The following is a 12,602-nucleotide window of genomic DNA, read 5'->3' as shown; positions in this document are numbered from 1 at the left end:
CCGCAATCGCCAGCCATACGACGCCTGACGCTTGCGACGCTGGACGTTTGCGACGGTTCTATGCGCCCTGCGCAGGGATGGCTGCGACATGGTGGGTGAGGATAGAGTCGAACTAACGGAGGTCGTAAGACCAGCAGATTTACAGTCTGCCCCCGCCCCCTACGGGAATACTCACCCGAGTGTGAAAGAGCCTCACACGCGGGCGAATCGGCAAAAAACTATGCGCCTGCTGTGGGCTCTACGGGATCGTCGTAATAGTAATCTTCCATAGAATTTGCCCACGGTCAGAATAACAGAACCGCTGATGAGCAATCAATTGTTGGGAACGTGAGCTAGGGTTTGACGCAGGCGACGCCCACGGGGAGCGCCACCCGCGATGCGATCGGCGGGTTAACGAGCGCCACGAACTTGTGCGCGATGTCCCACCGCAGGTCATCGGCGCGGCCACCTGCGGCGTGATGCTCGGCCACAGACCTCAAAACCTGCAAACTTCAATAGCTTATTCGCGCCAGCGCATTAATTCGCGGATGACGAGGCGGCATTTCGGAGCGCAGCGGTGGAAGCCTCGGTGCGTTTCTTCAGGCCTGCCATTATTATGTCGGCGACGCCGCCGTAGTTGCCGTTGAAGTGATGGCCGCCGGTTCTTTTGAAGACTTCGGCGCCGTGGGTTTGGAGGGTTGGGCAGGCGGTGTTTGTTTCTTCCTCACCGTAAAAGCATTGCACCAGTTGCGGCGGAATCCTGGTTGCTTCCGGTATTACGGGCAGGGCGTCGGGGCCGGGTGGCTCGCCCAGCCAATCGCCGACTGAGATTTCGAAATCGGCGGACTTGGAGACCCCCAGGAGCACGACCAGCGCGACTTGATCGCGCATACTCTGGGGCAATCTGTTGTAAGCGAAAGGCAGCACGTCGGCGCCGAATGAATAGCCAATCAGGGCTACCTTGTTGGCGTGCCATTTGTCGGTGAATGTCGCGATCAGGGTTTCGACTACCTTCGTGATCTGGTCGGGAGTTTTCTTGCTCCAGAAGTATCTCAAGGTATCGAGTCCCACGACCGGGACGCCTTTCCGCTGGAGATCTTCCGCAATCGTTTTGTCGATATCGCGCCAGCCGCCGTCGCCTGACAGTACGATAGCCATCACGTTCGATTTCGTCTGAGTAGGTAGTTCTACAATCGGCAGATTGGAGAGGTCGTGCGAAATCTGAATTTTGGGAGTGGGCGTTTCTGGCTGGCTCCGCGCAAGATGCGGCTCTATCAGGGAGTACAGAGTATCGCCCAGGTTCGCGTTCGGGTTGATTTCTCGCACATCGATGGGCGCGCCTCTCTTGCGCAGGGCCATAATATATTCGCGATCGGACTTGTGGACCCCATGCCTCAGCGCGACGATCCAGAAACCCGGTAATTTAATCGGCGCGCCGTATTCAAAGCCTCTTCGATGCGAGGTCGTGGGCAGGATCGAGCAGATTGGCCGCCGGCTCGCGACGAACTGCGCAGGGTCAACTGAGATTGCTCCAGTCAGTGTGCCTGGAGCAGCTTCATCCAGGGTCAACTCGGCGAGTGTGCCGCCTTCGCCAATCCCGGCCACTATCGGCGTTACGTAATTCGGAAAGTGATGTTCCCGCTCGAGCTGCCGACTTAGAATTTCGGCATCGTAGGCGAGCGAATGACATTTCTCCTTAATCTTATCAAGCGCATGCAAATAATGCCGGCTATCAACTTCGACAACTAGTATTCCAGCATTGGCGAGCACCTGTGCCGCGGCGTGATCATCCGGCGATAATCCACTTCGACCAGAAAAGAAAACCACTATACTGCGCGCCTTGCCGGTCGGTTCCGCGAGCGTGACGCTTTCGTAGCGGCCGACGACGTAGGCATTCGCCGGTCGGGCGGCGAACGAACACATTGCGACGATAATCGAGATAAGGCTGAGTGGGCCGAGCCGAGTCATGCCGCCGACGAGGTTCGCCCGAAACCGCTGGCCAGTGCCGCCACGTCGGCGAGGCTGAGGAACGGCCCGATCGCTCCCGAGGCCGCCAGGTATCGCGGTTCCCAGTTGGGTTTGAATTTACTCTTGAAGCTGCGCAGACCGCGGAAATTGTATATTGGCCTGCCGTGCTCCCAGAGTTGGCCTGCCACCCAATTCCATCCCGATGGAACCGGAGTCCGTGTGATGCCGGCCAGCGGCGCCATCCCAAGACTGAGTATTCTGTAGTGCTGAGCTTTGAGTTCCAGCGCCAGCCGCGAGAACATGAATTCCATTGTATAGGATGGAGCGTCCGGCACCTGGCGCATCAATCCGATCGTGGCCTCGTCGCGACAATCAGTCGTCATGTAAGTGACAAAGGCAAGCGGGACGCCATTGCGATAGGCGATCGCGACCGGCTGCGCCGCCATGAATCGCGGCTCGAAAGCCGCCACTGAGAAGCGCCGTTCCACGCCGCGATGCACCGCCAGCCAGCTTCTGGAGATTTCTCCAAGCACATCCTTGAGGTCGGCGGCGTCGTGGCGAGAGTGAATCTGTAACGTGAGTCCTTCACGCTCGGCGCGTTTAACCGCCTGCCGCAGTCCGTAGCGTACCGAGCCCTCGAGGCTGAAGCTCTCGAGATCGAGGCAGGCTTCTTCGCCGATCTTCACGACGCGCAAGGCGGCGTCGAGGTAGATCGGCAGGTTATCGGGCCTGACCTGGTAGAACGCAGCCCGTCCGTCGTGTTCGTCGGCAAGTTCGACGAAGCGCCAGACCAGCTCGAGGCGCTCCTCGCGAGGACCGACGGGATCGAACAGCGCTACCCAGCTCCGCCCGCGTTTCGCATACATCAGGAGCGATCGCCCGGAACTCGAGAACAGGAAGCTCTTGTCGCCCATCAGCGCGAGCATCGGCGCGCTACGCTCCTGGCGCCGAATGATTTCCTCGGCTCGCGAGAGGTCGGATCGCGAAGGCGGAGCGATCCGGCCCGGCGCGGCGCGCAGCAGTTGCCATAGCGAAATTCCGAGAACAAGGATCGAGCTGCCTAGAATCGCGCGCAGCGATCGCGAGGCCTGGGCGTCGAACTCGAACTGCCACCAGATCTCCCGCTGATAAGGAACGTCGCGAAACGCAAACAACAGGATACCGGCAGCGCCGACGAGCACGACGGCGATCGCGACGAACCATCCCAACCGGAACGGCTGATGAATGAGCGCGGCGGGACGCGTGAATTCTCGGCGGGTCGCGAGCAGCAGGCAGACCAGCAGGAGCATCGCTGCGGTCTCGCCAAAAGCGAGTCCCTTGGTCAGCGAAAACGCGACGTTGACGAGAGCCAGCAGCAGCGCCAGCCACCACGCCCCATCAAGCCGATGATAAAGACCGCGAGCGACAAAAAGCAGGAAGACTCCGGCAAGGGTCGCGAGCAGATGCGAGGTTTCGACCGCCCACAGCGGCAAGACTCTCTGCAGCGCCGCCAGTCGCCAATCCACGGCCGGAGTTGCGCCCGAGACGATAAGCATCGCGCCCACGGCGAACGTGGTTACGCTGAGAAAAATCGGCGCCAAAAGGCCGGCTGCCGTGGACAGGCGCTGATGCGCTCGCGAATCGAAGCTTCCGCCGACGCTTCGGAGTTCGAATCCCGCCAGTCCAGCCGAGGCCGCCAACAACGGCATCACGAAATAGACGCCGCGATAGATCAGCAGCGCCGCGGCGAGCTGGTTGGACGGAACGACGTCTCGCAGCAGGACGAAGAGCACAACGTCGAAAATTCCCAGGCCGCCGGGGATGCCGCTGACTACTCCGAGCGCGGTCGCGGTCGAATAAATCGCGGCGAAGGCCGGCAAGTCGATCGCTTTGCCGGGCAACAGGCACCAAAAAGCGCCGGCCGCCGCCGCCAAATCGATAACACTCACGCCTAGCTGAAGCATCGCGCGTTCGATCTTCCGCGTTTGATTCGAACCAGCCCCGGCGCCAATTCGATCGGATTTCCAAATCCAGGATCTCGCGACGTAAAGAGCCGCGAGGATAATTGCGACAGTGATCAGGCAAATCCCGGTCAGCGTAATCGGCCGCAGCGGCATCGCCTTGCGCGCCAGGACCAGACTCGTCAGCCAAAAAACGCCCAGCGCAATTCCAAAGGCGATGTCACTGAATAGCGCGACCTGAGCGGTCGCTTCTGGACGCACGCCAACCGTGCCGTAGACCCGATCGCGAACCGTATTCGCCGTCAATGAACCGAATCCGACGGCATTGCCCAGTGCCGAGCCGCAGAGCGAAGCCAGCATCACGGCCGGCGTGGAGATCTTTATCCCGACGATGTTCAAGGCGCATTGCTCGCGTGCGGCCAGGGCGAGATAGCTGACGCAGGTCAACAAAACCGAAATCCAGATCAAACCTGGCGGCATTTCCCGTAATGCACGAACGATGGCGTGATAAGCGAGGTCGCGCGACAAGCCGGGGATTGCGATCAGGAGCACGCCGAAAGCGCTTATCGAGATGATGGGCCGAACCAATCGGCGCAGGAACCTCAGCTCACGGATGGCGGGGCTTGAGTCGAGGGAGGTTGGATCGCTTGAATTAGGGAACATCGACTACCTCAGGCCGGAGGACTGCTTTACGCGGGCGGTGCGGACTTCCAACGCGCCCTCGAATGCGTCGTCCATGACCTGCTCCAAGGTCCAACTTGGCCACTCCGGCGCCGCGAGCGCGTAGGTGGGAAGCACTCCCTCGCGGATCACCAGATTGTGCGCGTCGACCATCAAGCCCGTTGCCTGGCAGAGACTCGGGTGTTTGCGCAGCCACGCGCGCAAGTTATCGCGATGGCTGGCGATTACGCGTTCGAGGCCTCGACTGCGGTAACCTGACCGCCAGTCCATCAGCCGACGCACCAGCGTGCCGAGTGATTCGATAGCAAGGCGCCGAATGGAAGCAGCGATCTCGGACAGTTCTTCGGCTATTCCCAGGGCGTCGATCTCGGCAAAGTGGCGCTCACGAGCGGCCGCGGCCTGAGCCCGGCACCATGCGTAGTGATCTTCGTGGGGTTCGGATTCTCCGCCCACTCTGGCTGTGGCGGCGCCGAGTCTTCGCTGAGTGATATCGCTGGCCGTTCCAGTCAGATCGATCTGCTGGCGGCTCTGAAATTCCTCAAGCGTTGCGTCGCTCCGCTTTAGCCCCTCGCCAAGAATGAGTTGCGCCGAAAAGCGGGCGCGCGAATACAGCTCGTCCCATTCGGCCTCCAGGAGTGCGCCGAGCGAAGCCGAACGGGAGAGGATGTCATCGATCCTGAACCTTGCAGACTCGATTTGATACTGACGATCGGCGCTGTGGAATTCGGGGCTGCTGTTCCAGACCAACAGATGCGTCAGCAGCCTTTCGATCGAGTCTCGCAGCGGTTTGACATTGTTGCTCTCAGCGCTCCGATCAAGCTCGACCGCCACGGCCCGCCAATCGATCTCGTCAAGCCTGCGGTAGAACAGAAGTAACTCGGTCGCCTTACTCCAAGCGTAGCGATCGCGCTGATGAAGCGCTCGGTTTTCCTCATCCCTGTCTGGCATTTGCCCACTCCCAGAATCCAGCTCCAAGGTCCGGCGCGCGGTCGGATCCGAGCGCGCGCGGGCTCTGCGGAATTATGATCGCGGACAGCAAGTCGCTGCCCTGATTTTCCCCGATGCCGGTGAAGGTTATGGAGTGCGAGCTCTAGATTCTAAGACAGCAAAGAAAGGCTAAAGACTGGGGAGATGCGGCGATGACGTGAACAGCCTCGGTGCGCAGACGCGATACCAGACGCGAACCCAGCCAGGTGCTCCTCGCGATCGACCTCTCGGGCCCGGATTCGCTTTGCAGCGAAAGACCAGAGGAATCATCCTGATGCGGCAAAGCCCTGACCGGACGGCGGCCGCCATGCAGCAGCAGATTGAATGCGGTATCGGTCTTGGCAGCTTTGGAATTCCAGCCAGGTGCGAGAGCAGAAGGCATTACTGAAGCGGCTCCGAGCGCCAGGGCGAGCAGCCATGCCGTCAGTATCTTCACGCTGTTTAGTTTAACTCCGAATTGGTCTCGTGTTAATCGCGTCGAGCCGCCGTTGCGATGACGATTTAGCGAGTGCGTCACCCGAGCCGCACCCGCTTAGCGATTATCGCAGACGAGCAGGGCGAGGCGAGTTGACTTTGCAATCGTGTAGTTAAATCCCTCGGCCGACCATACCTCGCGGATCTGGATGCCCTGGGCTGCGGCGGACGCCTTCAGCCAGGGCTCCTGTTCTTGGTCAACCAGCACGATCACGTCTCGATGCGTCTTGAGATACGCGGTCGCCGAGCGAATTCCCATCGCTGTAACCGGGCGCGTGCTTGCGAACTGAAGGCTGGGTTCGTCATATCCGATCGTGATCATTGGCCAATTTGGATTTGAGCAATTTCGCGCAACCGCGCTCACGACTTTGTCGGTTAGCCACAACTTGTCGATTGCGGGAAGCGCGATGCTGAGCAGGATCGGATACATAGCAATCGCCGCAACGACTCCGATCCAGAGTGCTTTTGCGACCCGACCGGCGCGGGCCTGCGCGAGCATCGCCACCGTCACAAGTGGGATCGCAATGGCCGGTATCAGGATGGGAAGTGATCGACCGCTTGCCATGAACAGCAGTGCGAATGCGGCGCCGGCAATCAGGGTCGAGGCAATCAGCCACAACCCTAGCCAAGTCGTGCCGAGGGTAGAGGAAATCAACTCCCTCCACTCTTGCAGCGGCGCCAGCGCAGCCCGGGCTGTGAGCAGCGCCAGCGCGGGATACATCGGCAATACGTAATGCGGCAGCTTCGTCGGGATAACTTCGAGGACGATCCAGGCGGGGACCAGCCAGCAGATACAAAACTGCGTGCTCTTGTCGATCCGATCGCGCCATCGAATCGCGCTCCAGACCGCGAGCGGCGCGACGATCGAGGCCGGCCAGAAGGTGATAAGGCTGGCGAGAAAATAGTATCCCGGCGGACCGGCGTGTCTCTGGCTGGCATGAACGAACTTGGTTGCGATTTCGTGCCAAAAAGTTTTGAGGAACAGGCCGTCCGAGGCCATAGTGATGGCGACTATCCAGGGCAGGCAGATCGCCGCGGCAAGCAAGATCCCGAGACCCGGGCGCAGTTCCCGAATCAGCCTGCTCGGACTCGATACGCCGCGATTCCAGATGACGAGAGTGAGAATTGTCATCGCGGCAACCGCTGGAACGACGGGGCCTTTAAACAGGATCCCGAGTCCGAGCGCGAGCCAGAAGCCGATCGGATGAACGCGCGACACCGGTTCGCCCGCGCTCACTTTCAAATCGACGCGGGCCAGGCAGAACATCGCAAGCGTCGTTGACGCCAGCAGCATCGCATCCGTCGTTGCGATCTGCGCCTCTATCACGGCGAGAGGGCAGGTGCCCAGGATAGCGGCGCCGAGGATCGCGACCGAGTTGTCGAACAGCAGGCCTCCCAGCCGCCAGGTCATGGCGACCGCCAACAGCATCGCCAGCAGCGACGGCAGCCGGTAAGGCCAAATCGCGTATTGCTTGTCGCGGCCGACACTCAGCACCGAGACGGCCTGCGCCCAATAGACTCCGATCGGTTTCGTGAATGCGTCGTGGGCCTCGAAGCGCGGGTGAAGGTAATCGCCGCTGTCGATCATCTGCTTGGTGGTCTCAGCGAAGAGGCCTTCATCGCGATCCGTCACCGGCAACGCCGCGATCCCGGGGGCATAGACGAGGATGCAGAAAAGCAGAAGGGCTAGCGCCCAAATCGAATCGGGGATTTTTGTAGGCCGGGTCGGAGGCACTAAATCAATCGTGCCGCGATCGGCAACGTCGAACGAATCTATAATAAGTGGTGGTGCGCGATCGCAACCGCCTGACAGCTCGACGCATCTCGCGCCGCGCTTCAGGTACTTTGCCTCCGGAGGGCGGATCGCTCAGACTGCGTTTGCGATTTCGCATCCATGGAGCGCCGGTTCAAATCGTCCACGCTTTTGCTGTTCGCGGCCGCGGCGGCGCTCAACATTGCGGCCTGGATCGGGCTGTTTGCGCTTTCATGGGGCGTCAGCAAGGCGCTGCTTGATATTGGCGCGCTCGCCTATTTGCTGGGCCTCAGGCATGGCTTCGATGCCGATCATATTGCTGCGATCGACAACGTCACGCGCAAGCTGCGCAGCGATCGGCGTCCTTCGGCGGCGGTCGGATTCTTCTTCGCGCTGGGTCATTCGACGATCGTTATCCTGATGACGCTCGCGCTGGTGACGGGAGTTGCGATACGCGGCGGCGCGGGAGGTGGCTTTCCCTCATGGGGCGCAATCGTCGGGATCGCCGTATCGGCTACGTTCCTGACCGTGATCGCGGTCCTCAATCTGGTGGCGCTGATCCAGCTCTGGGGCGCATTCAAAAGGCGATCGCGCGCGGGCGACGAGCGCGCCGCTATCGATCGTCAGATCGCCGCGCTGCTCGAGCGGCGCGGCATCGCCGCGCGCCTGTTCCGCTTCATCTACACGCGAATCACCGCGGGCTGGAACATGTATTTCGTTGGCCTGCTGTTCGGCCTCGGCTTCGATACGGCGACTGAGATCGCACTGCTTGGAATCTCAGCCGGCGTGGCGGCGCGCCACGCGTTTCCGTTCTTCTGCGTGATGATCCTGCCGATCCTGTTCACGGCCGGGATGACGCTGGTCGATACGCTCGACGGCGTCGTGATGACGCGGATGTACGACTGGGCCGCTGATGACGACGACCTGAAGCTCGTTTTCAACATCGTGGTGACGGGCGTGACGGTAGCGACCGCGATGCTGATCGGCGGGATCGAGTGGGTCGAGCTTGCAAGCCGGGGCTTTGGCGGCGATATTGCGATTGCAAGCCGGCTCGGCGCGATCGACTTCACGCGCCTTGGCGTATCGATAGTCGCCTTGCTGGTGGCAGTGTGGATCGTAGCGTGGTGGAGTTACCGGCGCGGCGAGATTCCATCCTGAGCCCTGCGCAGACTTCCAAAATGTGAAATTTGAAGCTGCGGAGCACCTCGACCGGGCTCGAACAGATAAGGGTGCTCGCATTGCCGGCCTCGATTTGATAGCAATTTCGGCGTTTAGTTTCGGCTGTATCCCGAGTGCAACAAGAAGGACGGCTATGGGGACCAGAGCGGTAAAGGCGGTTTGTTTAGTGGTGATCGGGGCATCACTGGCGTGGTTGGTCGCGGGATGCGGCCATAGCATTCAAACCTCCGGCGGACCGGGGCCGACGCCGATACCGGGTCCGGAGTTCGTCTACGCGACGAACAACGCCGACTCGGCGATCAGCATCTACAGCGCTGATGCAAAGACCGGCATCCTGTCCCTGGTCAGCAGCAGTACGACTGCGGGCAGCGGGGCAGGGGCGGCAGGTTTGACCGCGACGCCCAACGGCAAATTCCTTTACGCGCTCAATTCGCAGACGAGCGAGATTTTCTGTTTCAGTATCAATGAGACGACCGGCTTACTGACGCCGACTTCACAGGGCAGCATAAGCACCGGAGCCGGAACTCAGCCAGTGGCCTTGACGCTCAGCGAGGGTGGGAACTTCCTCTACGTCGTCGATAAACAGAACGACCAGATTTTCCAGTATTCAGTGAACGCGCAGGGGATTCTGAAGCCACTTGTTCCGCCGACGGTGTCAGTCGTGCCCAGCGACAGCACCCTTCATCAAGCCCCGGTCTCGATTACTTACTCGGCGTTCGCGACTGCAGCAGTGTTCGTTGCGAACCAGAACTCCGGACTGATCGTCTCCTTCGACGTGGCGAAGAACGGGGGGCAGCTCTCCATATCGGAGGACATACCGAGCCTGGGCACCGTCGCCGGAATACCGAATTGGCTTCAAATCAGCGGCGCGACGCTCTACGTTGCTGACGGCGGACTGAATTCTCCAGGCGGCCCTGGTGGGCAGGTCTCGATCTTCGGGGTTCTCGGCTCGATATTTCCCCCCGGCATGAGCTTCCTCGGTGCCGTTGGTACCGGTAACAGCGCTGGTCAGCCCGTCGGGTTGTGGGTCGATCCGTTTTTCCCGCTGCTTTTTACCGCCAATGACGGCGCGGATAACGCTTCAGCGTATCCAATCGTGGCGACTGGCTTAGGCACGCCTTCGATCCAGGACAACTTCACGAGCCTTGGCAACGTGACGACCGATCCAACGGGGATATTCTTCTACGGCACCGATACTTCCGAAGGTCTGATCTTCCAGGGGTCGATCGCCACCTCGACCGGCGCGATTTCTCCGATCGGTGGCGGTTCGATCCCTACCGAGAGTCCGGCCAATCCGGGGAGCAAACCTTTCCAGGTGATAGTCGTTCAGACGCCTGCTACGAGTCCGTGATTTCGAGCGCTTCCGCGCGACGGCTGGTGCTGGTTTACTTTGCACGCGAGATTGCGAGCGGACTTGCGGGCGCGGACGCGATAGCGTCAAGAATAAATTCGTCGAGGCTTTGAGGATGGTTTCGAGACGGTCAATCTGGGGGGCAAGCGCAGCGATCGCGATGGTGCTGCTGGGGACGCAGGTGGCCTGCGCCGACGATACGACGATGCGGATCGCGAACTTCGGCTCGCGCGAGGTTGAATGCTGGGTCGACGACACGCTCGAATGCCGGCTGCCGGCAAAATTTGAATGTAACTTCAAAGTCACGCCGGGTAAGCACATTGTGGAGATCATCCGGCCCGACAATTCCGGCTACCGCGATAGCTTCAGTCTGCCCACCGAATTCAAAGGCCGGACGTATTATCGTGGCGAGTACCTGGTTGGCGATTCGAAGGTCGACTACCGATTGCCCCTGCCTGAGAACGAGCAGCCGCCCGCCAAGTAGACGAAATAGATCGCCACGCTCGACGCCGTCGGCTCGCAATCCGGGTGAGCTCTCGATGCGTCGCGCTATCGACCGATTTCGTCGTCAAGAGCGTAATCTCCGCCCCAATGGTGAGATGCGCTCGCAAGCTCGCGTTTAAGTTCCCTAGCTACGCATAATATAGCCTTGACATTCATCATCGACGCGTTCATTATGCGAAAGTACGTCGAGCTTGAAGAATCTTAGTTCGGTTAAGCATCGATAGGCGATGATTTAGGTAACTGGCGATGTGTTTGTCTATGGGTTCGCTCGAGATTGCATTGTTCCAGGCTTTCGCATTGCTCGAATCGGCATCAAGGTCGAAACTCTCTTAATTTATTTGTAATCGTCTCATGATTGCCTTTGTTAGCGGCGACCGTTACAGTCTTCGCGTTTATCTGGGTTCAGTTTGCCCGGTTAGCTTTTCGCGAGAGGTGCTTGCTTTTCAGCGCCCTTGTGCTGTATCGTTCACCCCCGCGAGCAAACCAAGGCGAACCTAAAGCAGTCTGGGCGTAAGGTACTTGCCGGTGTATGAAGTGATCGGAAGCGTACTAAACCAGAAACTCAATTCTCGCTCTGCGCGAGTCTTTTCCGCGTTGGTGTTTGCCTCTGTTTTCGCTGTCTCTTTTTCTTCGGTTGCTTCAACCTGCTGGGCGCAAACCACAACGATCACTGACGGCCAGTTTGTCGGCTCGAAGGGCGTGATCCAGTTCAACCAGGCCGCGGGTGTCGTCAATCAGGAGGACAATCAGCAACTCATCGCGACCAACGCGGGCCAGATAACCATCGATCAGGTCTCGGACACTTCCAAAGGATTCACTCCGGTGACCAGTGCCGCCAGCGCGACGATTGGTAATTCGGTCGGCGCCAACTCGAGCGGACTGATCCAAATCAGCCAGGCCGCCGGCGACGGCAATCTGCTCGCCAACGCCGCCTTCATAGGCGTGAGCCCGCAAGCGTTGACGCCGCTCAATGGCATAGCGCTATCGCAGACCCGCATTACGGGCGGTTCAGGTTCGGGCGAGCCGGCTTTCGAAGGACAGGCGACGATGGCGCCGACGGCTTTCTTGCACGCGAGCGGCGTCGTCCAGGTCGACCAGGTCGCGGGCAACAACAATCTTGCTTCCAACGCAGTGACGATTCACGTGGCGCCGTAAGCGGCGTCGAATAGGGCCAGGGTTCAATTTTAGGCAAATGGGCGAGAGCCCGAAAACTGAGAACAACGTACGGAAAGGTCTAAGGAGGAAAGGATATGAGGTTTGGTAAGTACATAACCACGGCCCTTGTGGCCGGCGCGAGCTTGGCGCTTTCGGCGTCGGCTTTCGCTCAGAACTCGGCGGGCACGCTGACCTCTGGTACTGACGGCATTGCCGAGAGCGTCGAAGCGACGGCGATCCTCGCGAACATCAACTTCACCCACACGTACACTTCGGGTGGGGCTGTTGCAGCGGCGGTTTCGACTCCGCTTTTTGGCGCAGCGAGTGGCGGACTCAGCCTGCCGGAATTCAGCTACGTTGGTGGCTCGTCAAGCTCGTCGTCGCAGACTGCTTCGACTGGCGCGAATCCGTTCACTCTGACGAGCACCAGCAGCTCGACGGGCACGTCGCTGAGCTCGAGCTCTAACGGTAAGAGTGCGACCGATGCGTTCAACGCCCAGGTGGTGTTTGTGCACATCGACGCGAGTCAGGATGCCGGCTCGACCGCTCTCACTGGCACGCATGGTACCGGCACTTCCGTGTCGTCGCTGTTCACGTTTGAGCAGACCACGACCGTCAGTGGCCCGGCCGA

At 60.0% G+C, this 12,602-nt stretch carries 11 protein-coding genes and 1 tRNA gene; 5 read left to right on the top strand and 7 right to left on the bottom strand.

Annotation, left to right across the window (positions count from 1 at the left end):
- Positions 1–89 precede the first annotated feature (89 nt).
- From VMA09_20695 to VMA09_20665, 7 genes are all read right to left on the bottom strand, one after another.
- A tRNA-Tyr gene (locus VMA09_20695) sits at positions 90–177 on the bottom strand.
- Positions 178–332: 155 nt separating this feature from the next.
- A complete protein-coding gene (locus VMA09_20690) occupies positions 333–479 on the bottom strand; it encodes a hypothetical protein (GenBank protein HUA36041.1) in 147 nt (48 codons plus the stop codon).
- Positions 480–516: 37 nt separating this feature from the next.
- On the bottom strand, positions 517–1,947 hold the full coding sequence (locus VMA09_20685; protein ID HUA36040.1) for an AcvB/VirJ family lysyl-phosphatidylglycerol hydrolase: 1,431 nt from the start codon (positions 1,945–1,947) through the stop codon (positions 517–519).
- Positions 1,944–4,550 carry a bifunctional lysylphosphatidylglycerol flippase/synthetase MprF gene (gene mprF / locus VMA09_20680; GenBank protein HUA36039.1) on the bottom strand — a complete coding sequence of 869 codons (2,607 nt, stop codon included), beginning with the start codon at positions 4,548–4,550 and terminating at the stop codon, positions 1,944–1,946. Before mprF ends, VMA09_20685 begins: the two co-directional genes overlap by 4 nt.
- Positions 4,551–4,553: 3 nt before the next feature.
- The gene (locus VMA09_20675) at positions 4,554–5,516 is read right to left on the bottom strand and encodes a DUF29 family protein (protein ID HUA36038.1); all 963 of its coding nucleotides are present in this window, start codon (positions 5,514–5,516) and stop codon (positions 4,554–4,556) included.
- A 142-nt stretch (positions 5,517–5,658) separates the two neighbouring features.
- Positions 5,659–5,991, bottom strand: coding sequence for a hypothetical protein (locus VMA09_20670; GenBank protein ID HUA36037.1), 333 nt, complete (start codon positions 5,989–5,991; stop codon positions 5,659–5,661).
- A 96-nt stretch (positions 5,992–6,087) separates the two neighbouring features.
- On the bottom strand, positions 6,088–7,764 hold the full coding sequence (locus VMA09_20665; GenBank protein ID HUA36036.1) for a glycosyltransferase family 39 protein: 1,677 nt from the start codon (positions 7,762–7,764) through the stop codon (positions 6,088–6,090).
- A 159-nt stretch (positions 7,765–7,923) separates the two neighbouring features.
- Here VMA09_20665 and VMA09_20660 point away from each other — a divergent pair, with 159 nt between their 5' ends.
- The 5 genes from VMA09_20660 to VMA09_20640 all read left to right on the top strand — a co-directional run.
- Positions 7,924–8,940: a hypothetical protein gene (locus VMA09_20660; protein ID HUA36035.1), complete on the top strand. Its 1,017-nt coding sequence runs from the start codon at positions 7,924–7,926 to the stop codon at positions 8,938–8,940.
- 190 nt (positions 8,941–9,130) lie between these two features.
- On the top strand, positions 9,131–10,312 hold the full coding sequence (locus VMA09_20655) for a beta-propeller fold lactonase family protein (GenBank protein ID HUA36034.1): 1,182 nt from the start codon (positions 9,131–9,133) through the stop codon (positions 10,310–10,312).
- A 115-nt stretch (positions 10,313–10,427) separates the two neighbouring features.
- Positions 10,428–10,796: a hypothetical protein gene (locus tag VMA09_20650; GenBank protein HUA36033.1), complete on the top strand. Its 369-nt coding sequence runs from the start codon at positions 10,428–10,430 to the stop codon at positions 10,794–10,796.
- A 617-nt stretch (positions 10,797–11,413) separates the two neighbouring features.
- On the top strand, positions 11,414–11,971 hold the full coding sequence (locus VMA09_20645) for a hypothetical protein (protein HUA36032.1): 558 nt from the start codon (positions 11,414–11,416) through the stop codon (positions 11,969–11,971).
- 95 nt (positions 11,972–12,066) lie between these two features.
- A partial coding sequence (locus VMA09_20640; GenBank protein ID HUA36031.1) for a hypothetical protein occupies positions 12,067–12,602 on the top strand: 536 nt, incomplete at its 3' end.

This window comes from Candidatus Binataceae bacterium (assembly GCA_035508495.1).
Classification (GTDB): domain Bacteria; phylum Desulfobacterota; class Binatia; order Binatales; family Binataceae; genus JASHPB01.
This window is presented reverse-complemented; position numbering and strand designations above follow the sequence as displayed.